The organism is Rubripirellula lacrimiformis (genome assembly GCF_007741535.1).
GTDB classification, from domain to species: Bacteria; Planctomycetota; Planctomycetia; order Pirellulales; family Pirellulaceae; genus Rubripirellula; species Rubripirellula lacrimiformis.
In genome coordinates, this window is the sequence record NZ_CP036525.1 from 3,852,833 (window position 1) to 3,876,955 (window position 24,123).

General features: G+C 58.1%; 12 protein-coding genes. 1 reads left to right on the plus strand and 11 read right to left on the minus strand.

What is annotated here, in order from left to right; genetic code table 11:
* Positions 1-178 precede the first annotated feature (178 nt).
* A complete protein-coding gene (locus K227x_RS13585; RefSeq protein WP_145170201.1) occupies positions 179-1,933 on the plus strand; it encodes a sigma-70 family RNA polymerase sigma factor in 1,755 nt (584 codons plus the stop codon).
* Positions 1,934-2,271: 338 nt separating this feature from the next.
* Here the strand turns inward: K227x_RS13585 and K227x_RS13590 are convergent, their stop codons facing one another.
* The 11 genes from K227x_RS13590 to K227x_RS13640 form a co-directional block, all read right to left on the minus strand.
* Positions 2,272-4,776, minus strand: coding sequence for a DUF1592 domain-containing protein (locus K227x_RS13590; RefSeq protein WP_145170203.1), 2,505 nt, complete (start codon positions 4,774-4,776; stop codon positions 2,272-2,274).
* Positions 4,773-6,068: a DUF1552 domain-containing protein gene (locus tag K227x_RS13595; protein WP_145170205.1), complete on the minus strand. Its 1,296-nt coding sequence runs from the start codon at positions 6,066-6,068 to the stop codon at positions 4,773-4,775. The genes K227x_RS13590 and K227x_RS13595 overlap by 4 nt, the downstream gene beginning before the upstream one ends.
* Positions 6,069-6,788: 720 nt before the next feature.
* A complete protein-coding gene (locus K227x_RS13600; RefSeq protein WP_145170207.1) occupies positions 6,789-7,754 on the minus strand; it encodes a TraB/GumN family protein in 966 nt (321 codons plus the stop codon).
* 127 nt (positions 7,755-7,881) lie between these two features.
* On the minus strand, positions 7,882-8,379 hold the full coding sequence (locus tag K227x_RS13605) for a flagellar export chaperone FliS (RefSeq protein ID WP_218933996.1): 498 nt from the start codon (positions 8,377-8,379) through the stop codon (positions 7,882-7,884).
* An 84-nt stretch (positions 8,380-8,463) separates the two neighbouring features.
* Positions 8,464-11,229 carry a flagellar filament capping protein FliD gene (gene fliD / locus K227x_RS13610; RefSeq protein WP_145170211.1) on the minus strand — a complete coding sequence of 922 codons (2,766 nt, stop codon included), beginning with the start codon at positions 11,227-11,229 and terminating at the stop codon, positions 8,464-8,466.
* 392 nt (positions 11,230-11,621) lie between these two features.
* The gene (locus K227x_RS13615; protein ID WP_145170213.1) at positions 11,622-13,682 is read right to left on the minus strand and encodes a flagellin N-terminal helical domain-containing protein; all 2,061 of its coding nucleotides are present in this window, start codon (positions 13,680-13,682) and stop codon (positions 11,622-11,624) included.
* A 406-nt stretch (positions 13,683-14,088) separates the two neighbouring features.
* Positions 14,089-16,143, minus strand: coding sequence for a flagellin N-terminal helical domain-containing protein (locus K227x_RS13620; RefSeq protein WP_145170215.1), 2,055 nt, complete (start codon positions 16,141-16,143; stop codon positions 14,089-14,091).
* A 517-nt stretch (positions 16,144-16,660) separates the two neighbouring features.
* Positions 16,661-17,746, minus strand: a complete 1,086-nt coding sequence (gene queA / locus K227x_RS13625; RefSeq protein ID WP_145170217.1) for a tRNA preQ1(34) S-adenosylmethionine ribosyltransferase-isomerase QueA — start codon at positions 17,744-17,746, stop codon at positions 16,661-16,663.
* Positions 17,747-18,105: 359 nt separating this feature from the next.
* Positions 18,106-20,064: an acetate--CoA ligase gene (gene acs / locus K227x_RS13630; RefSeq protein ID WP_145170219.1), complete on the minus strand. Its 1,959-nt coding sequence runs from the start codon at positions 20,062-20,064 to the stop codon at positions 18,106-18,108.
* A 1,049-nt stretch (positions 20,065-21,113) separates the two neighbouring features.
* Positions 21,114-22,475 carry a sigma-54-dependent transcriptional regulator gene (locus tag K227x_RS13635; protein WP_145170221.1) on the minus strand — a complete coding sequence of 454 codons (1,362 nt, stop codon included), beginning with the start codon at positions 22,473-22,475 and terminating at the stop codon, positions 21,114-21,116.
* Positions 22,472-23,851: a two-component system sensor histidine kinase NtrB gene (locus tag K227x_RS13640; RefSeq protein ID WP_246146781.1), complete on the minus strand. Its 1,380-nt coding sequence runs from the start codon at positions 23,849-23,851 to the stop codon at positions 22,472-22,474. Before K227x_RS13640 ends, K227x_RS13635 begins: the two co-directional genes overlap by 4 nt.
* Positions 23,852-24,123 lie beyond the last annotated feature (272 nt).

The following is a 24,123-nucleotide window of genomic DNA, read 5'->3' on the forward strand; positions in this document are numbered from 1 at the left end:
TTTAAGATCCGAGACACAATCTTCGTCCCGTGTCTGAACGACCATAAAACGCCCGCACGTTTTTTCCTCTGACTGGAGTCTCGATCTACCCGCAATCGAATCAATCGTTCTGACCCGGAAATGGAATTTCACAAGACCCAGTGAGTCACGATGACTCGCACAATTTGAGGTTTGCAAGATGCAACTGATGGACCAACACCTTTCGTCGTTGATCAACCGCGGAATCCAGGAAGGATTCCTGACCTACGACGCTGTGAACGCTTATCTTCCCGATGAAGATGTCAGCCCCGAAAAGCTTGATAGCCTGCTGTTGGCCATCGAACACCACGGGATTGACCTGGTCGAGGCAAAAACCAAGAAGGTTCGCCCGGCCGCTGCACCCACACGAGCCGCAACTGCCGCGGCGATGGAAAAGAAGTTGGCCGCCGCTCGCGCAGCCGCCATCGACGCATCCGCTCTGACCGGCGAAGTTGCCGAAGACGTGTCCGTTGCCGACGTCGACGCTGACGAAGACGACGAACCGGTTGCCTTGGTATCGCCAAGCGACATGCCCAAAGCCAGTGACGATCCAATTCGGATGTACCTGAGCCAAATGGCCGAGATCCCATTGCTGAGCCGCGAAGAAGAAATCTCGCTGGCCAAGAAGATCGAAATCAATCGTCGTCGATTCCGCCGTACGCTGCTGGAATCCGACTACGCCATGCGAGCGACTGTTCAAACCCTCAGCCGCGTCCACGCCGGCGAACTGCCATTCGATCGTACGATCAAAGTGTCGCTGACCGAACGGCTGACCAAAGAACAGATCAGTGCTCGCATGCCGCACAACTTGCGAAGCCTGGATCACCTGATTCGTCAAAACAAAGAAGACTTCGAACTGATGGTTCGTCGCAGCACTTCGCCGCGTTTGAAAGCGGAAGTGCGTCGTCGATTCATTCGCAATCGTCGCAAGTGTCTTCAATTGGTCGAAGAACTATCGCTGCGTAGTCGCCGCGTTACCCCGTTGCTGAAACAGTTGGAAGACATTTCGCAACGGATGACGTTTATCCGCAACCAACTTGAAAACCTGGGCACCGATGCGATCAGTCGTGACGAAGCGGCCGATCTAAAGCAAGAGCTGCGTGAACTGATGATGGTCACGCAAGAGAGCCCGAAAAGCCTGAACAACCGCATGGTGCGGGCACGCAAGTACTTCGAAGAGTACGAGTCCACCAAACGGGAACTATCCAGCGGCAACCTTCGCTTGGTCGTTTCGATCGCCAAAAAGTATCGTAACCGTGGTCTGTCTTTCTTGGACCTGATCCAAGAAGGTAACACTGGTCTGATGCGAGCGGTCGACAAGTACGAATATCGACGTGGTTTCAAGTTCAGCACCTATGCAACTTGGTGGATTCGCCAAGCCATCACCCGTGCGATCGCTGACCAAGCACGAACGATCCGGATCCCTGTGCACATGATCGACGTGCTCAGCAAGCTTCGCCAAGCACAAAAGCGACTGACCCAAGACTTCGGTCGCGAACCTACCTACGAAGAAATTGCACAAAGCACCGAAGTCCCAATCGAAGAAGTCCGTCGCGTGATGGACATCGGTCGACATCCGGTCAGCCTGGATCGTCCAGTCGGCGAAGGCGAAGACAGCAGTTTCGGTGAATTCATCCAAGACAGCGATAGTCATAACCCCGTCAAGAACGCTGCCAGCAGCATCTTGCGTGGCAAGATCGACGAACTGCTGAAAACGCTGACCTTCCGTGAACGCGAAATCATTCGTTTGCGTTACGGCCTGGTCGACGGATACAGCTACACCCTGGAAGAGTGCGGCCGAATCTTCAAGGTGACTCGGGAACGAGTTCGCCAGATCGAAGCCAAAGCGGTTGCAAAACTGCAAAGCCCATCGCGTTCGGATCGACTCAGTTCGTTTCTGAAGACTGCCGCTTAACGGACAGTCACTATCGGTTTCGCGGCGTCCATCGCGGCGTCGCGCTAAGATCCTTGACCTGATTCCCATCGCCGCTGTGGCGGCGGGGTTCATTGGTCGTCGGGATCACGCCCGCAAGGGAACTTTGCGGGCCTACAGTTTCGTCCTGGATCGGCATCCACGTGTGCTGGCGCTGTTATCCACGTGTGCTGGCATCCACATGTGCTGGCATCCGCGTGTGCTGTTATCCACGTGTGCTGTTATCCACGTGTGCTGTTATCCACGTGTGCTGTTATCCACGTGTGCTGGCATCCACATGTGCGGGCATCCGCGTATCCGGCCTTTACCAGCACGTGTTGCTAATTGGTCTGGAACGGTTTGCTAAGCACGACAAGTTCAATCAAATCCCTCAGTCCGTCGGCATCGGCAATCTTGTCAATCGCGGGACGATCGGCGGGAACCGTTTGACGTCCGATGGAGTAGGCCAGCATCTTTTCCGCCATCGACCTAGCAAACTGAGACTTTCGTCCCAGCAAGATCCGTTTCAGTTCCCCCACATCGCGGAAAGATTGACCGTCCGGCAATTCGCCCGATGCGTCGATGTTCGCTTTGGATGGGTACTTCGTCCGCCAGCGGCCGATTGGGTCGTAGTTTTCTAAGGCGAAACCAAGCGGATCGATTCGGCGGTGGCATTCGTTGCAGGTCGTGACATCACGATGTTTGGCAAGCTGTTCGCGAATCGTTTTTGCACCGCGGGTATCCGGGTCCAGTGGTTCCACATCCGGTGGTGGTGGCGACGGCGGTGTGCCTAATAGGTTGTCCAACAGCCACACGCCTCGTACGACAGGCGATGTATCGATGCCGTTGGCGGATACCGTCAACACGCTGGATTGTCCTAGCAGTCCACCGCGACGGCGATCGTTCAACGCGACGCGGCGCATGACGTGGGAATCGACATCGTCGATCGCGTAAAGTTCGGCTAGCGATTGATTCACGAATGTGAAATCGGAATCGATGAACTGATCGACCGATAGATTTTGGTCCAGGATGTGACGAAAGAACGCTTCGGTTTCGTCACGCATGGCCGTGCCCAGATCGTGCCGGTAGTAGGCCGAAAAGTTGCGGCGGTCGGGTGGCGCCGATCCCAGATCGCGTAACGCCAGCCAAGTGTCAAGGAAAGAACGGACCATCGCATCGGATCGTTTGTCCGCAAGCATGCGTCGGACTTGCCGTCGCAATTCGTCACGGTCGGTCAATCGCCCTTGGTCGGCAAGATCGCGAAGCGCCTGGTCTGGCATCGATGACCACAGGAAGTACGACAGACGAGAGGCGATTGCATGCTGCGATAGGCTGCCATTCCCGTTCGCGTTGTCACTCGTTTCGTCCAAATACAGAAAGTTGGGCGAACAAAGAATCGTTTTGAATCCGTCGGCAAGTGCGTCCATTGGCGTCTGGCCAGCATCGCGTCGCGAGCGAACGACCCGCATCACCTGATCGACCTCGGACTGCGACGCATCGCGGCGATAGGCTCGTGAAGCAAATCTTGCGATATGACCGCGCGACTGTTGCAACGTTAGATCGACACGCCTGGGATCTGCATCCGATGGGGAGTCGCCGCTTGAGATGCTTGTCGAATCGTCGCCCAACAGGATTCGCTGTGACGGTGTCGGCCACTGCTGGATGATCGGTCCGGAAATTTCAATTTGATGGATTCGGATCTGTGGCAATTTGCCGTCGGCAATCGCCGCTTTGCGAAATGCGACAATGCCGTTCAGATTGGGCGCGAACCGATCGGGATACTTCCGGATCAGTCGGCTCCATAGATTTCGGACGTCCATCAACCCGTTGCGAAAGGTGAAACGCGGGCTGTAGCCGCGGTCCAGGTGCACCTGTGCGGTGTACCACTGCTTGTCATCGGTCAATTCGAATTCCGCCAACAGCGGTTCAACCGGCTGGGGCAGATGCAGTTCGCCGAAGTCATGATTGCCGGGGACAATCCCTAGCCGCAGCGGTTGGTCACGATTGGTTCCGATCAGATCGTCGTCGTAGGGATGGTCGCGATTGACGGCTTCGGCCTGAAACCGGATTTCGTAGGTGCCGTTGTGGGGAACGCCTTCGGCAAAGTCCAAAATCGGTCCGTACGCACCCTCGGGTTTATCGGCACCGACGACATCGTACAGCGTGATGTACTTCCAACCGTTTGCGGCGCGGTGCGCTGAATCGACTTCGGGTTGTTGGCGGAAACGATCCTTGAAGACCCAGGTTTGGGGAGCTGGTTTTTTAAGCGGGTGCAGCGCCCGTGTGATGACTTGGTCAGCAGCATCCAGGTAACGTGACAACAGGTGCGACGATGTCACCAATTGGTCGCCGATGTTGTCGAAATGCTGGATCGTTTGGTCGCGTGGGAATTTGGTGGTCGGATCAAAAAGGGTGGTTTCCAGCTGCAATAGGTCCCGCACGGTGTTTCGGTATTCGCGCGCGTTCAGGCGTCGTAACACCGTCCGTCCGCCGCTGTCGGTGCGTGATTCATGATACGCAGCGATCTTGGCGGTCAACGCTTCGATGATCTGGATACGGTCGGTGTCCGATGGTTGCACGGCGTCGGGCGGCGGCATCTCGGACAGGTTCAATTGATCCAGGATGTCTTGATAGTCGACCAGATCGTTGTCCGTGGTGATGGCGGACGCCAGCGCGTCGAAGCTACGGTCCCCCTTGGCTTCGTCCGTGTTGTGACATTCCACACAGTAGTTTTCCAGGAATGGTTCAATCCGGTCCGACGACGGCAGCGTGTCCGCGGCGATGGCGGGCGTGACGAGGCCGAAGATTGCTAGGATCCCTGCACCCCAACGTAGTGACGTTCTCATGCGTTTTCCAACCCCGTCAACGTTCCCGTGCTGGTTGCGAACTGATCGGTTTCGACACCGAACTTTTGCAACATCGATACGAATAGATTCGATAGCGGAACTCGGCGATGACTATCGGCAGGCAACTGCAAGGTCTGTCCGTGTTGGAACGAACCGCCTGCCAGAATGATGGGCAAGTCGTGATTGGTGTGCGAATTGGCGTTGCCCATACCGCTGCCGAACAACGCCATCGTGTGGTCCAACAGGGTGCCATCGGAATTGGGTTCACGGATCGACGCCAATCGATCCAAGAACCTTGCGTACTGTTCGACTTGATAACGTTCGATCTGGACCAATAGTTCGATCGCATCGGGTTGTTGGCCGTGATGGGAAAGCCCGTGATAACCCTTGGGGATCCCAAGGTCGGATGCCGCAAAACTGCCGCCAACCTCGAGGGTCGCCACGCGTGTGGAATCGGTTTGTAGAGCCAGGGCGATCAGGTCGTACAACTTGGGCAGGTCGCGCGTCAGCCCCATGTCCGTCGGTTCATCCATTGGCGCCGCTGGCTTGGGAACTTTTTGCCAACGACGGTCCAGGCTAAGTTTCAGTTCGACGTCCCGCACCGACGCAAAATACTCGTCCAGTTTGTCGTTGTCGTTCTTGTTCAATCGACGAGACAGGCTTTTGGCGTCCCCCAGCACCGAATCCAAGATCGATTCCTGCAGATCCAATCGGTCGAAAGCAGCCTGTTTCGCTTTTTGACCATTGTCGATGAATAGCATCCGAAACAACTCTCGCGGCCCTTCAATCGGCGGGACTCGGGTTCCGGTACGAGTCCAACTGATTCGGCAGCCACCATGCAGTCCGCTCTCGCTACCGATCGTCAGCGATGGGAACCGAGTGCGTGAACCGACATGTTCGGCCGCACGTTGGTCCAGGCTGATTCCTCCGTCGGGCATTCCTTTAGCGTCCGTCGATTTGACGCCGGTCAGAAAAGTATGGACGGCAAAGTGGCCACCCTTCAGTCCGTGGTCGAGGTGCTTGAACAGCGTGAAGTCGTCGCGGCGACGTTGCAGTGGTTCCAGCAGCGTCGATAAGGCGGGTGTGTCCGCCGATGGCGACGGAGCGTCACTGTCGGGCCAAAACGCCCCTGGATACATGCCAAATTCGTTGCCGATGCAAACCATCCGGGTTGGCACAGTCGCTGGTTTATCGGCGGCCAGAGCGGGAGATGTCGATTCGAGCGCCGGCAAAGCGATCGAGATACCGGCGGCCTTCAAGAACGACCGGCGCGGCGTGGGAGTCTTTTGCATGGCGGCATCTTCGCTGGGGAACACAATCTGGCGGACGCCAAATTGTAACCGCAATCAATGCCGACTCCCAAGCTGGCAAATCCCATCCGCTCTGTTCGTCGCAACGCCATCAGGCGGAATGGAGCCTGGTCTGCGGAACTTGCATGAGGCGAGAGCGACCGGCGGAAGAATGCGTCCGGCTTAGCCGCGGAGCGGCGGCAGCTTTTTTGCCGTGGGGCTGGCCCCATGGTTAACGATGGCTGACGCAATCTTGATCTTCTCGGCCGGGACGCCTGAGAGCGACCCGGCCGAGAAGATCATCGGGGACGCCATATCCGGTGGCCAGAGCCCACCGGAATGATGCTTTCGCGTCTTCGAGGCTTTCGTAAGCCGGACACTCTTTTTAGACGGAATGGAGTCTGGTCTGCGGAACCGCATGTGGCGAGAGAGGCGAGCTGAAGCCGGTACTACGAACGGTGCGGACGCGCAGGTTGACGTCCGTTGGCGGCGGTCCGGATTGGTGGGTGACCGTCAGTTCGGGGTTTAGACCGCCAAGCTTCTCTCGGTCGCTTGGCGATAGCCACGGTTCCCTTTCGGTGAGTGCTTCGGTAGCGGACGGCGTCAAGGCATTTGGTGGTCCCACTGTCATGGGCCGAATTTCCTGGCGAGTTCCGCATCGAAAATTCGCAAAACTTGTCGCTTGCCCGATCAATCCTGCGATGGTGGCTTCTTGACCGTCGCCTAGTTCCGCGTCAGGTCCCAAGCGTCTAGCCACGTGGTTTCGACGGGGTGCATTTGGAAGTCGGTTTCCAGACGTTCGGCCATATCGGGCAGGTGTCCTGCGCCGTAGAAGACTGCGACCGATTGCTTGCCGTTGTCCAAGTCGTCACGCAAGACGTCAAACGCTTTGCCGTTGCGGCCTTTGATCAACGTGTTCTCGCCATTGGCGTCGTCCATTCCGGCGGTCACCAATTCGATATCGACCAATTGGCGTGCCATCGCCTGTTTCATCTTTTTGGGGCGATCGCTGCTGAACATCGCGAACAACATCCCCGCGTCGCCGCCACCGGATGCTTGGGAAGCCAGCCCGGCACCCATCATGCGGGCAACCATTTTCCAAACGCTATCGCCGCGTCGTTCCAGGTCTTCGACAAATTCATCCGGGCTCATATCCGCATGGCGAAAGTTCTTTGCCATGTAATCGATCAGTTCCAGCTGGTATTCCAGATTCAGCATGTCCTTCATGCCTGTCTGCATCGATGCCAGAACCGAACGTCGTTCTTTCAGATCTTCGGGGCGAATTCGTGTCCCGTCGGGCGCGACCAGTTCGTAAAGCACGCTGTCGTACTTCGACAGACGAGTATTCAGATCTTTGTAGTATTCTTTCTGACCGATGTGGACGACGCCAACCAAATCGACCACACGATCGGCGTAGGGCGAATCCGCGTTGCCTTCGAAACGGACGATTGCCGTTTGGAGTGACTTGGGCTTTCCGTCATCCGTCTTGGCGAACTGGATGTACAACTGTTCTTCATCTGCGTCCGCATCCTTCGCCGCTGATTCCGGTGACGCAGCCGTGTCGTCGGTCGCCGCATCGGCAGTGGCCGGCTTCGATTCAGCCGGGGGATCGGCGACGGCCGTCTGTGCATACAAGCGGGCAGAGGCCAGCGCGACGATGACGCCTAGTGTTACAACAATCCAACGCATCGGTTCGGCCTCGGTCGCAGTGAGTCACAGCGCCCACGGGGCGTGGTCGCTTTATGTCATCTAAGGATAGCGCCTGGGACGAAAATCGGCAACTTGGACCAAAAATGGCCGCAAATTGCCGGCCGCATTAGGCGCTGAAGTTCAATCCGCCCGAAGTTGCCGCCGATGGGGTCGCGTGCGGGGGGCTGACGGCACTTTGGCGCGAGGTCAGTTCTTGGGCACAAACGGCTCGCCAAGTCTCCGCTTCGATCGCCAACACGATCTGTATCTCGTCGATGTAGTCCGCGTTGGACGTGTCTTCGGCAATCAGCAGATGTTTGGACAAAAACACGTACAGGTCACTGACCTGGCTGCACAGCTTCTTTTCTTCCGGATCTTGGCTACCCGAGATGCCGTTCAGCAATTCGCCGATCAGTTCTAACAGGCTTAGCGAGTGTTCGTTGGGGCCTAGTTTTTCGCCGCTGCGCCACAGACGCGACAAGGTCGTCGCTACCTCGACGGCACGTTCGGTCAGCATCAGGCGTAACCGAGCGGGCGATGCCATCCGAATCGACGAGTCGACGTATTGTTGGCTACCGCCGGCAGTACGCGGGCGAAAGTTTTCCGGATTGTTAGAACTTGACATTGTCATCCCTGAGCGCGGTGTACTGAGAGTAGGCGAGTGCGGTAGAAGACCGATGGGTGTCAGTTGCGTTGATCAAGATCGACCTTAGGACGGAATTTCGATCCGCTGTATTTGATCGATCGCGGTACCGTTGCTTTGCAGTTTCGAGATCGCCGTTTCGGTGGCATAGAACTGCGTCAACAGCCGTTCGCGTTCACGTTCCAGACGACTGTTCATCGAGTCGATCTGGGTTCCGTTTCGTTCGATCTGGGTGGTAATCGTTTCGCTGCGTGTCAGCAGCAGCCCACCATCGACGCCCGCAATGCGGTCGGCGATATCATCGATTCGCTGTGCCAATCCGGTGTCTTCGGTCGTGAAGAAGGCTTCCACTTGTTGCCGGTTTTCGGACAACGCTTCGTTCAATTTTGATTTGTCTAGCGACAGCCGACCTTTGTCGTCAAAACTGATGCCGACTTGGCCGATCGACCTCAGTTCGCCGGCGCCGTTGATCGACCCCGAAAGCATGCGAGAAAAGTTGGTGCGGATCCGCTGCGTTTCGCTGGAACCAAACATCAGTCCGACTTCGTTGGTGTCGGCGTTGAAGAAGGTTAGCGAGTCGACCTTATCCATCAATTTGTTGTACTGATCGACAAAAGTCTTGGCGGCGACTTCGATGTTGCTGGTGTCTTCGGCGACCGTGATGGTGATGGGCGAATCGGATAGTTCTTTCAGAGTGAACACCAGGCCTGACGAATCATCGCTGGTCGATTCGGTGCCCGGGCCAACCAACGCGTTGACTTTCTCGCCACCGATCGTTTTTTCGGATGCTTCGCCCGCAATCCCTAGTGCTTTCGCGGCGATACCGTTTCCGACATCGGTGACCGTCATCGTTTCGTCGCCACCGGCGGTATCGACGATCGAGATGCCGGTGCCGGCTTCGTTGATCGATGCGGATACGCCGATGCCAAGGTTGTTGATCGCCTCGACTAGCCCGCCGATGGTCTCGATCCCCTCGACCTTGATGTTGACCGCGCTGGTGACACCCGCACTATCGGTGATGGTGAAACTGCCGCTGGACGCACCGCCGGTTTGTTCGCTAAGCAGGCTGCTAGATGTGATCAGGTCGGATCGGGCGCCGGCCCCGTCGACGTCGAACACGCCGTCACTGGACTGAATGAAACGTTCCAGCCCCTCGTCGGTCGATACGGCGATCATCGCGTCGCGTCCACGTGATTCGGTTTGCAGATCGAGTCCGAAACCGGTTGTATTGATCGCTAGTTTGCCTGCTTCGCCGCCCTTATTGCTACGGACACGCAGCGAAAACGTGCCGTCGTCGTTGGTTTGGATCGACGCGGTGCCGTATCGACCGTCGCTGTTGATCTTGTCGACGATGGCCGATAACGAATCCGTTGATTCGACATCGATCACGCCGGCTTGAGTTCCGACCAATGCCGAAACGGAACTGCCGCCGACGTCTTGGGTGGTGGCGGTGCCTGCGATCCCCAAACTTTTGGCTGCGGTTCCGGTCCCTGTGTCAACGATCGTCAACGGATCGCTGCCCGAAGCCGTGTCGACGATTGCGATTCCGTCACCGGCGTCATTGATCGATGCGGTCACACCGATGTTCAGGTCGTTGATCGCATCGACCAATCCACCGACGGTCGTGATCGCCGAACCGGTAATGTTGATCGCCGAAACCGCGCCGGTGCTGTCGGTGATTTTGAAGCTGCCCTTCACGCCGGCGCCCTGGTTCATGTCTGCCAGCAGCGTATCGGTCGTCACGGTTTGTCGCGACAAGTTCTTTCCGACGACAATGTCGTCGGGCGTGTCAGCGGCCAAACCGAGGTCACTTGCAGTGTCGTCGGACGACGAGATTTGCAGGTTGCCCGCGCCGCCCGAGACGTCACGAATTTGCAGGCCGTTCTTTGCGTCGTTGTATTTGACGATCAGCGATAGGCCAGCGGCTTCGATCGTGTCGATGATTTCGCTGGTCGTGGTCGCGCTGGACAGGTCGAGCGACGCACTGGATCCATCGGACAATTCGATGTCCAGGTTGCCCAAGGGACCGATGCCGTTGCCACCACCGAGTTCGGACAGATTGGTACCGCGCAGCGAACTGACTCCCGCCGGCAATTCCAGTTCCAATCCGCTAACGCTGCTGGATGCATCGTCGATGCCCCATAGTCCTAGGTCGGCAGCCGTTTCGGCATCGCCAAGCTGTTCAACCTTTAGGTTCGATAGTGTGCTGCCGGACTTGTCGACCAGTTTGATCGCACCGTTTTCGGTGGTCGCCTGGATGTCAACTTCGGCGTCGTTGATCGCCTGCAGCACATCATCGATGGTGCGGGCGTTGGCGAAATCGACTTCGGCCGATGCGCCAGACCGGTCAGTGAATCGGACGGTCCCGGATTGAACGCCGCGACCATCGTTCAGTTTGGACAGTTCGGCAGACGAATCGATGAATCCACCGCTGGGATTGATCTTCAGTTGGCCGGTGAAGCCAAGTTCTGTCTCGGCGCTATCGAACCGCTGCCGCGAACTGACCGCATGTGTGGCGGCCGTCTGGATTGTACGAACGACGTGGGTTGCCGGCTTGGCGTCATTTCCAGCCTGAACCGACAATGCTTCCTCGTTGGACGAAGCTCCGCTTTTGGACTGAAACGACGACGAAGATGCCAGCCGTTGGCCTGCCAACTGAACGCCAATCACCGAAGCGGTTAGTTCGGCGATCGATTGTTGCTGTTGCTGCAATGTCTCGGTACGCGACACCAGACGGTCACGCGACTGACCGCTAATCGCGATCAGTTGATCGACCGTTCCAGTGATATTCGTTCCGGTGATCAAACCGACGGAAGATTGAAGTCGCCCCATTGGATCAAGCAGTCATTAGGTGTGGTGTGTGCGGTATCAAGTTGAATCGGCAACTCGGCGCATGCGGGTCCACAAAAACGCTACTATGCAATCAGTCAACGCAGCTGAAAGAAAGTTCACTACCGGGACGGTTCTTGCTGGAAAGCTAGCAACTGGGCGATGTTTAGCGGTTCCGCGGGGTTTGCGGGTCCTGTCGGTGATGCGGAGGGTGATTTCCGGGATTGGTTGATGGCATCCCCCCCGCCTGTGACGGCGGTTGTCATCGGGGGGCGACCGGCAAAAAGTTTTCGGACCCGGAGGTCAAGATTGGCTGGGGGCAAAAACAAAAAGCCCGGCGATGGTGCCGTCGCCAGGCTTTTTGCAGTCAATCAGTCGTCGTTTTCAGTTCAGGATTATCCCAGCAGTGACAGGACGTTCTGTGGGTTTTGGTTCGCTAGTGACAACACGTTGGTGCCTGATTGGGTCAGGATCTGAGCACGTGTCAGGTTGGCCGATTCTTGTGCAAAGTCGGCATCGCGAATCGAGCTTTCTGCTTCTAGCAGGTTGGACCGAGTTTCGTTCAGGCTGACCAAGTTGCTTTCCAGCGTAGTGGCTTGGAATGCACCTAGGCGTCCACGCAGGCCGGTGACTTTGCCGATCACTTCGTCGATGATCTTAGCGGCTCCGGTGACGTCGTTGACCAAACTTTTGGATTGACCGCTGCCCAGTTCATACAGGCGTCCGGTCGGGCCACCGATCTGTCCGGTGCTGACGCTGCCGATGCCCAATCGGGCCTGTTGGTTGCTCGTCACATCAGGGCCCAGTTGGAACAGGGCACCGCCGTCGGTGATCGAGAACGAAAAGTTTTCGCTGCTGCCGTCTTCGACCGTCAGTGTAAGGTCCAGCGAACTGGTGTTGATTTGCAACGTGTTGGCGGATCCGCCGGCTTCCACACCGTTGACGGTCCCTTCGATGTCGGTTCCGGTCTGTCGCAATGACGAAAGGCTGCTGCCGAACGTTCCCGCAGGGCCCTCGCTGATGACATCGATATGGACCAAGGCGTCGCTGCCATAGGCGGTGGAAGTGAACTTTAATCCCTCGGCCGTTGAAAACGTCGCGTTCACTCCGGTGCTGTCCGAAACCAGATTCAACGCAGCGGAGATCTGGCTTGCCGATGTTCCGGCGCCGAAGTTGAATGTTTCAGCACCCGAGGCACCGTTCAACTGGAAGACCAACGTGTCGGTCAAGACTTCGCCACCCGTGCTAGCGGTGTTGGCGTCATCGATCCCTTCGTTGATATCGAAGACTGCACCGGCGGCACCGACGGCGCTGAATGCCGCGTCTGTGGGTGTCGCACCGTCGACGGTCGCCGCACCGATAGCGGTGGCGATGTCGTCGGCAGTCACCAATTGGGTGTTGTCCACGGTGACGGTCAGGATCTTTTGCTCGCTGTCAAAGTCCGCGCCGTTGGCGGCTCCACTGACAAACTTGACGGCGACATTGTTGTACTCGGCACCGGCGACGGTCGCGGTGACGGTCAGTCCCGCTTCGGCGGCACCGACGGTCGCTGCAGTTCCGGCCGGGTCTGCGGGGGTGCCAGCTGCCGCGGCTCCTGTCGCGGTGAACCCTGCCAGTGAATTGATCGCCGCTTGGATGACTTGGGCGTCGGCGTCGGCGTCGATTTCGCCTGGGTTTAGGGAATCCCCGGTGAAGTTGCCGGTGATGGTCAGGACGCCAGTGTCGGCGTCAAAAGCGGCGGAACCTTCGCTGGAGGCGCTCGTATCGTCTACGAATGCGATCGTGGCAAAGTCGGGGGCGCCAGTGATGACAAGGTTTTCGCCGTTGATGGGCTGCGTGGCGACGCGGACGTCGGTTGTTTCCGCACTGGCGGTCGCGGCGGTGGAGAATCCACCAGCGGTGACTTCGGCTCGAGTCGCTGCGGCGGAAATGACCACCTCGGCGTCAATCTGGCCGGTTGCGCCCAGGTTGGCTTGGTCGATGTTGATATCGGTTAGCGAGTCGACGCTGCCCGCGTTGCTGACAAAGTCCAGCGACCCGTCGAGCAACTTTCGGCCTTGGAACGTCGTGGTTTGTGCGATCCGGTTGATCGCTTCCAAGGAACTGTCGATTTGCAATTGGTTCGCAGCGATTTCGTCATCGCTAAGTGCACCGCTATTGGCCGCCTCGACCACCAACCCGCGGATATCGTTCAACAGGCTGCTGACTTCGCCGAGCGCACTATCCGCGGTTGAAATGATCTGGCTGGCGCGGTTCGTGTTCGAGATGGCTTTCCCAAGGCTGGTGATTTCCGATCGCAACGCTTCGCTGGCGATCAGTCCGGCCGGGTCGTCTGCACCGCTGTTGATTCGAAGTCCCGTGCTCAGCCGCGTCAGTGCGGTTTGAAGGTCCTTGTTGCTTGTTTGCAGGCGATTTTGAGCAACAAGCGATGGGACGTTGGTGTTGATTCTTGTCATGGCAGAGGGGCCTTCAATTGGCTGATCGCGGTCGAGATCGTGAATGATTCCGGCCGCGATGGACCGGTGCAACCTTTAAATCACCGGACAGGACAACCAATCCATGGTGCTAGGTCTTCACGGAAATTCATCGGGACAAAGCATCCGTAGCCTGCGGAAGAATTGGCCAGCCCAGCGAAAAAGCGGGTGCCCTGCGTCGCAGAAGCGTCGTATTCGTTACGACTTACCAGGATTTTGGTCGATTTTACCTCCGATTCGCAAAAATCGCTTGCATGCGGCGAATCGTTGTCACGTCATTGGTCCCTAACGGGCCGGTTGCCTCCATCACGAAACGAAGCCAGCCGGCAAAGGGGAAAACCCTCTACCGGCTGGCGATCGATGTTCAAAGTCATTTGCTGTCAGCTTCTTAACGAAGCAGCGACAGAACGTTTTGTGGGTTCTGGTTGGCCAGGGACAACACGTTGGTGCCCGATTGAACCAGAATCTGTGCTCGTGTCAGGTTGGCCGATTCTTGTGCGAAGTCGGCGTCACGGATCGAGCTTTCTGCTTCTTGCAGGTTGGCTTTCGCATCGCTCAAGCTGACCAAGTTGCTTTCCAAGGTCGTTGACTGGAATGCACCCAGACGACCGCGAGTGGCGGTGATCTTGCTGATCACTTCGTCGATCACCTTCGCGGCACCGTTGACGTCGTTGGTCAGGCTCTTGCTTTGACCGCTTCCCAATTCGTAAAGGCGTCCGGATGCACCACCGAGTTTCCCGGTGCTGACGCTGCCGATGCCAACGCTGGCTTGCTGAGACGTGCTCACTTCAGGGCCTAGTTGGAAGGTGGCTCCGCCGCCGCTGATGTCGAACGAGAAGTTGTCGCCGCTGGTGTCGACCGTCAAGCTCAGTGCAAGCGAGCTGGTGTTGATCGATAGCGTGTTGCCAGCACCGGCTGCCGAAACGCCGTTGACGGTTGCCGAAATGTCACTGCCGGAACTGTTGGTGCTGCTAAGTCCAGCTTCGAAAGTGCCGTTGTCGCCTTCGGAAATCACGTCGATTGCCACGTTGGCGGCACTGCCGTATTCGCTGGCGGTGAAATTCAGAGCTCCCGATTCGACACCGGCGGAAACACCCGTACTATCGGATACCAAGTTGACGGCTGCCGCGATTTGATCCTTCGATGTGCCAGCACCAAAGTTGAACGTTTCCGCTCCCGTAGCACCGTTGAGTTGGAATACCAACGAATCGTTCAACACTTCGCCGCCGGTTGATCCGGTGGAAGTATCGGCGATGCCTTCGTTGATGTCGAAGGAAGCATCGGTTGCTCCGACGGCCGAGAAGACAGCCGACGCAGGGGCCGCACCATCGACCGTTGCACTGCCAATGGCGGTGGCAATGTCGTCGGCGCTGACCAATTGAGTGTCGTCTACGGTGACCGTCAGGACTTTTTGCGCGCTGTCAAAGTCAGCCCCGGTGGTTGCTCCGCTGACAAACTTGACGGCGACGTTGTTGTAATCGGATCCCGCTTCGGTCGCGGTGATCGTCAGGCCCGCTTCGGCGGCACCGACGGTCGCTGCGACACCTGCGGCTGGAGTACCCGAGCCCGTGGAGCCTGTGGCGGTGAACCCATCCAAGGCTTCGATGGCGGCTTGGACGACGTCCGCGTCGACGTCAGCGTCGACTTCGCCAGGGTTGAGGGAATCCCCCGTAAAGTTACCGGTGATGGTCAGAACGCCAGTGTCGGCGTCGAAGGATGCCGAGCCGGCGTTGGCGTTGTCCGTGTCGTCAACGAATGCGATCGTGGCGAAGTCAGGGCCGCCGGTGATGACAATGTCTTCTCCGCCAATCGCTTGCGTGGCCACACGCACGTCTGTCGATTTTGCTTCTGCGGTGGCAGATGCCGTGAATCCGCTCGAAGCCGCGCTGATTTCGCCTTGGGTCGCTGCGGCCGACACGACAACTTCGACATTGATGTTGCCGGTGGATCCGATGCTGGCCTTGGAAATGTTGACGTCGCTGACCGATTCGACGGAATTGGCGGTGCTGGTGTAGTCCAGCGATCCGTCCAGCAGTTTACGACCTTGGAATGTGGTCGATTGCGCGATTCGGTTGATCGCTTCGAGTGAACTGTCGATCTGCAACTGGTTAGCAGCGATTTCTTCCGAGCTCAGCGCGCCACTGTTGGCGGCTTCGACAACCAGTCCGCGGACGTCGTTCAACAGGCTGCTGACTTGGCCTAGAGCGCTGTCGGCGGTGCTGATGATCTGGCTGGATCGTTGAGTGTTGGTGATGGCTTTGTTCAGACCCGTGATTTCACTTCGCAGTGCTTCACTAGCGATCAAACCTGCAGGGTCATCGGCTCCGCTGTTGATGCGAAGTCCGGTACTTAATCGGGTCAAAGCCGAGTTCAAGTCATTGTTGCTTGAGCTGAGGCGGTTCTGGGCGACGAGCGAAGAAACGTTGGTGTTAATTCTGGTCATGTCTTAGGTATCCTTCGGTGCGGCGAATCGCAGATTCGTGGAAAATGGATCCGGCCGCTTGTGGACCGGTTGCGTCGGATATGGAACCTGGCAGCGATCGACCTTCGATCACATACGTGCCCTCAAGGCTCTTTATCCGATTGAACCATGGGTTACTTTTCCGGTGCGCACTGTTAAACAAGCTGGGAAAAGGCTCCGGATCAGGTGCCCCCCGCTGCGCAGCCAAAACAACCCGGACAACCGGACGCGTTGTCCCGTTTTTGTCTCACCCCAATGGGGTGTAAGGCATTGAACTGCGAAGAATCGGATCAGCGGATCCGAGCAGGGAAGAAGTCGACGGCTGCCACGGCTTCGATCAAGCTGCGTCAACCGCCGGGCCGGTTTGCTCGCGCTGGTTTGCTCAAGGCGCAAATTCCGGCATCGTGCTGAAGTGGCATCGTGCTGAAGTGGAACCACGGTGGCAGCAGGCTAGACACCCGATTGCTCTACACGATCAGCGTTCTGCACGATCAACGCTCTACACGATCAGCATCGCATCGCCATAGCTGTAGAAGCGATACTCGTTCTCGATCGCCGTCTGGTACGCGTGCATCGCGAGTTCACGCCCGGCGAACGCGCTGACCAACACCAAGAGCGAGCTTTTGGGCAGGTGAAAATTGGTCATCATGGCGTCCACGACCTTGAACTGATACGGCGGGCGAATGAACAGATCGGTTTGCCCCGTCCAAGGAGTCAGCTTGCCGCCATTCTTGGCCGCTGAACTTTCCAACACTCGCACGCTGGTCGTGCCGACCGCGATGCACCGCCCCCGTGCACGTCTAGCACGAATGTTTTCAGCGGTGTCGGCATCGATGCTGCCCCATTCAGTATGCATCACATGATCGTCTAGCCGTTCGGTCTGAATCGGACGAAAGGTCCCGATCCCGACGTGCAGCGTGACCTCGGCCGTATCGACGCCCGCGGCCCGGACTTTTTCCAACAGCGTTTTGGTGAAGTGCAATCCCGCGGTGGGGGCCGCCACGCTGCCGCGGTCCTTGGCAAACACGGTTTGATAGTTCTGGACGTCGGCATCGACCATCTGGCCGTCGCGAATGTAGGGGGGCAACGGAATCCGTCCGAATCGATCCAGCCAATCGGCGGGTTCCTTCAGGTTGGTTTCGCAAACGCCGACAAAATCCGCGTTCAAGCGAGGTTTAACGACCAGTTTTCCGTCGTCGGTCCGCGCCACCACGACCAGTTCCATGCCGTCGCGGGCGTCGCGATCCTTGACGGCAATCACTTCCCCGGTCTTCAGGGTTCCGCGCGTCTTGGTCAATACCTGCCATACGCCCGTATCGCGATCGGCCTGCAAAAATAGCCCCTGCCAACGCCCACCGGTATCGGCGCGGCTGCCGACCAGACGCGCCGGAACGACGCGGCTGTTGTTGGACACCAAGGTGTCGCCAGCCGACAACAGCTCGGGCAAATCTCGAACGTAATGATGGTCAATTTTGCCGGTATCACGGTCGACCAACATCAGACGCGAATCGCTGCGAGTCGCCAGCGGTTCCTGGGCGATCAGTTCTCGGGGAAGTTCGTAGTCGTAGTCATCGATTTCATTCATGGCCGTATTGTAGCGACCGATCAATTTTTCGCGACGCAGCTTCCCGAGTGCGAAATCAGCAAAAACGACTCGCCACTTCCCGCGGACGCCAACACCCGCTGCGGCCGCAAAACGATCCACGCCGCGGGCTAGACGGCAGGCGAGTCCGCGGACCTGCGCGTAAAGGCAAGCGGCATTCCGCGTCGCACCCGGATCGAACCGTCACGTTCCCCCCGCAAACGCTGGAAACGGCGCAGGTCTTCGGCGGCCCCTTCGCGAGCCGCTCGATCTAGCTGACGTCGACCCGTCGGTATCAACAACGCTGATCCAGCCCGGATTCGGATCGATGGACGAGCCGACTCTTGGGCTGTGGTCGTGGCCTACGCTTCGTCGTCGTTCAGTTTGGCTAGGACCGACAAGTCTTCTAGCGTCGACGTGTCGCCAGCCACTTCGCGACCCGAGGCGACGTCTCGCAGCAGTCGACGCATGATCTTTCCGCTGCGTGTCTTTGGCAATGTCGCAGCGAAACGAATGTCGTCGGGCTGTGCCAATGCACCGATCTGCTTGCGGACGTGCATCTTGAGCTCTTTGCGAAGCTCTTCGTTGGGTTCGCGGCCGCGAATCGTGACGAATGCAGCAATCGCTTGTCCCTTCAATGCGTCCTCGCGGCCAACCACCGCAGCCTCGCAGACGGCTTCATGGCTGACCAACGCACTTTCGACTTCGATTGTGCTAAGTCGGTGGCCCGAAACGTTGATCACATCGTCGATCCGACCCATGATCCAGTAATAGCCATCGCTGTCCATGCGGGCGTTGTCGCCGGTCAAATATTTGCCCGGGATCATCGACCAATACTGTTCGACGAACCGTTGTTCGTCGCCCCAAATTCCACGCAACATTCCCGGCCAAGGCTCGGCGATGCACAGCATGCCGCCGTGATTCGGGTCAACGTCTTTGCCGGTTTCGTCAACGATGGACGGAATGACACCGGGCAGGGGGCGAGTGCAAGATCCGGGCTTGGTGGCCGTGATCCCCGGCAACGGGCTCATCATGATGCCGCCGGTTTCGGTCTGCCACCAAGTATCAACGATCGGGCATCGCTCGCCACCAATCTTCTTGTGGTACCACATCCAGGCTTCCGGGTTGATTCCTTCGCCGACACTGCCCAACAAACGCAGGCTGGACAGATCATGTTTGTCGACATGTTCGTCGCCCCACTTGATGAACGCACGAACGGCGGTCGGAGCCGTGTATAGGATCGTGACTTTGTACTTTTCAACCAGGTCCCAGAACCGGTCCTCGGCGGGATGATTCGGCGCCCCTTCGTACATCAAACAGGTGGCGCCCGCGGCCATCGGGCCGTACACGACGTAGCTATGCCCGGTGATCCAACCACAATCGGCGGTGCACCAATACACGTCGTCTTCGCGATGGTCAAACACCCACTGGAACGTTCGCTTGGCCCACAGGTTGTAGCCGGCGGTGGTGTGCAGGATGCCTTTGGGTTTGCCCGTGCTGCCGGACGTGTACAGGATGAATAGCGGCGCTTCGCTATCGAGTGGGACGGCGGGGAAATCGTCGGATTGATGATCGACCGTGTCGTGCCACCACAGGTCGCGGCCCTCGGTCATCGGCACGTTGTCGTTGCCGGTACGACGCAGCACCAAACAATTCTTGACGGTTGGCGATTTTTCCAACGCCTCGTCAACGGTTTCTTTCAGCGGCAGGACCTTGCCACGGCGATACAACCCATCAGCCGTGATCACCAACTTGGCACCGGCGTCATTGTTGCGGTCAGCGATCGATTCGGAACTGAAACCGGCGAAGACGACCGAGTGGATCGCGCCGATTCGAGCACAGGCCAACATCGCGATCGGCAGCTCGGGGGTCATCGGCATGTAAATGCTGACCACGTCACCGGCGGTGATGCCAATTTCCGTCAACGCGGCTGCGCACTTGCACACTTCGCTGCGAAGTTCACGGTAGGTCAGCGTGCGAGTATCGCCGGGTTCGCCTTCCCAGACGATGGCGTTTTTGTCACCACGCCCGGCGTCGATCTGAGCGTCCAGGCAGTTGTAGCTGGCGTTCGTCTTGCCATCGACAAACCACCGCACCTTGGACGTCTGTCCATCGAACACCTTCGTGAAGGGTTCGAACCAATGCAGATGCTGTTTCGCTTCTTCCGCCCAAAAACCGTCTCGATCGTCTCGAGCGCGAGCATAAACTTCTTCGTACTGACTCTGTGACGAAAAGACGGCACGTTCGGTGAACTCGGCGGGCGGCGGAAAGCTTCGATCTTCGGTCAGTACGTGGTCGATTTGCCCAGAAGCGTCACTCATTTCGGCTCTCTTACGGTCAGACGGCGGGATAGCGTTGTCAACGGATAGGACTCGACGATCGGTCGAGCAAGGAGGCAGTTTAATACAAATCGACACCGCCCGTGTGGCTCAGGCACGAACGAAATCTATCCGCGGGCGTGCTGCCAACTGCGAAACAAGTTAGGCCAGGCCGCCCAGTCGATTCGGCACGGCAAAAATTCCGCCAAATCCGCGATTCTAGTCGCTCAGCCTAGGCGGGATGGATTCCTCGCTTCATGCGGACGCAGACGTGGTGCAGCCGGCGGGAAGTCGGATTTCCGGCGTCGCGAAGACGTTGCCTGACAATGTCCCCATCCCCCATCGGGACCAGTGGTCAAAACTCGATTCCCCCGCAGCACCCGGCGGGTGCCGAAAAGTCGATCAACGCGACCGCGACACCGACCGCCAAGCAGCCCCCGAGGGCTGGAACCAGTGTTTGCACCGGAGAACGGTCCCGCGGTTGCGTAGCGCCGGAATTTGATCAGGTCGCGACCGTCCCGGATCGCTTTGCGGTGCCTGAATGTCGAATCCGCGTCGCTCCGCTCCGTTCGTAGTACCGGCTTCAGCTGGAATCGGTGGGCCTGACGCAGCAACGAATCTCCGGCGGAGGAGAGAGTCCAGTTTATGAAAGCCTCGGAGAGGCGAAAGCATCATGCCGGTGGCCTTTGGCCACCCGGATATGGCATCCCCCAGATGCTCTTCTCGGCCGGGCCGCCCTCCGGCGGCCCGGCCGAGAAGAGCAAGCTTGCGTCAGTGATCGCTACCGTGGGGCCAGCCCCACGGCAGAAAGCTTTCGCCTCTGCGAGGCTAACCTGGACGCCCTCCTCAGGCGGAATCAGCTGCACAAGGCAAGCCCCCAGCCGGCTGAAGCCGGTACTACGAACGGATCGCTCGCGTATCGAAGCCACATGCAGTCGAAGAATGACCCAGCGTGCGATTCTCCGCCACAGGAGACCAATGGCGAAAAGCAATATCTTGGTTCCTACCGACACATTTGCGAAGTGAACTTCGATCGCATGTTGTGGGGGCGGCTAGTGCAGGCCGTAGCGACCCATTTTGTAGTGCAGCGTTCGGATGCTGACTCCTAGCCGCTGGGCCGTTTTCTCGCGGTGACAATTGCATTCGGCCAGCGCCGCGCTGATGATGGATCGTTCGCAGGCCTCGACCGCTTCGGCCAGCGATTGGTTCGTGGGCGAAACACCGGTCGACGCGACGCTTAATTCCCTGGGCAGGTCGGCGGCCGTGATCGTATCGCCGGTGTGTGTGACGACCATGCGTTCGATGACGTTTCGCAATTGCCGAACATTGCCTGGCCAACGCGCTTGGGCCATCATGGTCATCGCGTCGCGGTCAAGCGTCTTCTGGGAACGTCGATGGCGATCACAGAACAGTCGCAAAAAGTGTTCGACCAACAGCGGAATATCATCGCCTCGTTGACGCAAACTGGGCACCTCGATCGGGATCACATTCAGTCGGTAGTACAGGTCTTCGCGAAAGGTTCCTTCTTCGATCAGGGTGGCGACGCTGCGGTTGGTTGCCGAAACGATCCGAGCATCGGCGGTCAACACGGATTCGCCACCGACACGAGTGAACTGCTGTGATTCCAGCACCCGCAGCAGATCCACCTGGCTTTTGGCAGACATCTCGGTAACTTCGTCCAGGAATAGAGTTCCGCCGGCGGCTTGTTCAAAGCAGCCTGGTTTTTGCCTGGACGCGCCGCTGAATGAACCTTTTTCGTGGCCGAACAGCTCGCTTTCCAACAGCGTTTCGGGCATCGCCCCCAGATTGACCGCGATGAATGGGCCGGCGCTGCGGTCGCTGAGATCGTGGACGGCGCGGGCGATCAATTCTTTTCCCGTCCCGCTTTCGCCCTGGATCATGACCGTCGCCTCGGTCGACGCGACTTGTCGAATCTGGTGATAGACCGACTGCATCGCCGCGCTGCCGCCAATGATTCCCGAGATCTCACCCGCGCCAGCCAATTCGGACCGCAAGCGAGAGTTTTCCGACTGCAGCAGGTGGTGCGCACGAGCTTTGGCGACCTGTTGTCGAACCAGATTCAGGTCTAGCGGTTTGGCGATGAAATCGAACGCGCCGGCTCGCATCGCGTCGACAGCCGTTTCCACCGTCCCGTGCGCGGTGATCACGATGACGGTGGTTTGCGGTCGCTGCGACAGCATTTGACGAACCAGTTCGATCCCGGTGATGTTGCAGTTCAGTCGGACGTCGACGATCGCAAGCTGATAGTCCGTCGCAGCGAACTTCGCAATCGCTTCGTCGGCATCGGCTGCGGTGTCAAGTTCGTCGACTTCACGCTTCAACCCCTTGGCTAGCCCCGATCGAATGTTCGGTTCGTCGTCGACGATCAGCAGTCGGAAAGCTTCCTCGCTCATGTGACTTTCTCCATCGGCAAAAAGATCGTGAACTCGGTTCCGCCGGATCCGGTTCGAACGTCGATGTTGCCATTGTGTTGTTGGATGATTTTGTCGCAAAGGGCCAAGCCCATGCCGGTGCCATCGCCGCGTGTGGTGAAATAGGGATCAAAGATCTGGGAACGAATTTCGGGGGATATTCCGTGCCCGGTATCGGCGACGCGGATTCGAAGCGAATCATACTTTTGATCAACCGCAAACCGAAGGATTCCGCCCTGTGGCATGGCGGAAACAGCGTTGATTGCTAAGTTCAACAGCACCTGTTCCAGACGGACGGAGTCCCCCATCACGTTGGTCACCGGCGTGTCCGAAAATTCGGTTTCGATCTCGATCGATTGCGACTCGGTCTGCGGACGCAGCAATCGTACCAGCTTCATAATCAACTCGGGAACATCCAGTTCGGATCGTCCCAGATGGTTGGTGGATGCATAGTTTCGAAAGCCGTCCAGGACGTCGTTGATTCGGCGCACTTCGGATCGCAGCACGTCCAGCATCTCTTGCACATCAGGGTCGACGTCGGCGGTATCGTCGGGGCTGCCGTCACCGCGAAGTCGTTCGCATAGCAGTTGCACGTGCAATGACAGTGCGCTCAACGGGTTCTTGATTTCGTGCTGCAACCCTGCGGCCAGGGAACCGAGTCCCATGTACCGTTCCATACGCCGCAGTTGTTCTTCGATCAAGGCTTTCTGCGTCACGTCTCGGACGTGCAGGACCGTGCCAATTTCTTCGCCCAATTGATTCCGCAGCAGAGTGCAGCCCGCACGCAATGTCTGGGGATGCCCCTGGCGGGTGATCAGGTAGTCGCGGTCGCGGATCCGTTGATGGTTGCTGCTGACATCGGACTGGATCGTGCCAAGCAGTTCATGTTCGCGATCCAGTTGGTCCAACATCGTGCCGATGCCGTCGCCCGCTAGCCCTAACAATTCTTGACCACGAGAATTGATGCTGGTGATCGATCCATCGCGATCGGTGGTGATCACGCCCGCGTCCATGCTGGCCAAAATATCGGCCGAAAGCACCTTGGCGTCTCGCAGTGACCGCTCGCTGTTCAGATAGCCTCGGACCAACAGAGTGAACGCGATCGCGGTGGCGATCAGATTCAAGACCAACAGAATCGACAGGCCCCCCTGCAATCGCAGGTCGCCGGAAAGTTCCCGAGCGGCTTCTAGATCGCTAGCCGGAAGGTGCCGGATCAGGTCGGCTACGATTTCCTGTTCACGCCGCACATAGGCCAGGATCCAAGCGGTGACGGTCAGTGCCACCAGTCCGAGCACGACCAAACCGGCGGCAAACCAGCGGACGCTTATTCGTTCGTTCCTATCAGCGATGTCGAACATTTACACAAAGGTGGGCATCTTGGCCGGGCAGTGGGACGAGTTCAAGTTTAACGGTTGCCTGAGCAATGGCGACCAGTGACCAATCGAGTGACGCCGGGTTCGCCACGCCGCGACGGACCAACCGCCCGCACAGATTGCCCAATCCGGTCCAGCGTCCGTTTGCGAACCACCGTTCATCCGGATCCATCGGTGCGTCCGATTCTACCGTTACGACCGGTGCATGAGATGCCAGATGCGAAGTTGCTGGTCCGAGTTTCCTAGACGCCAGAAGG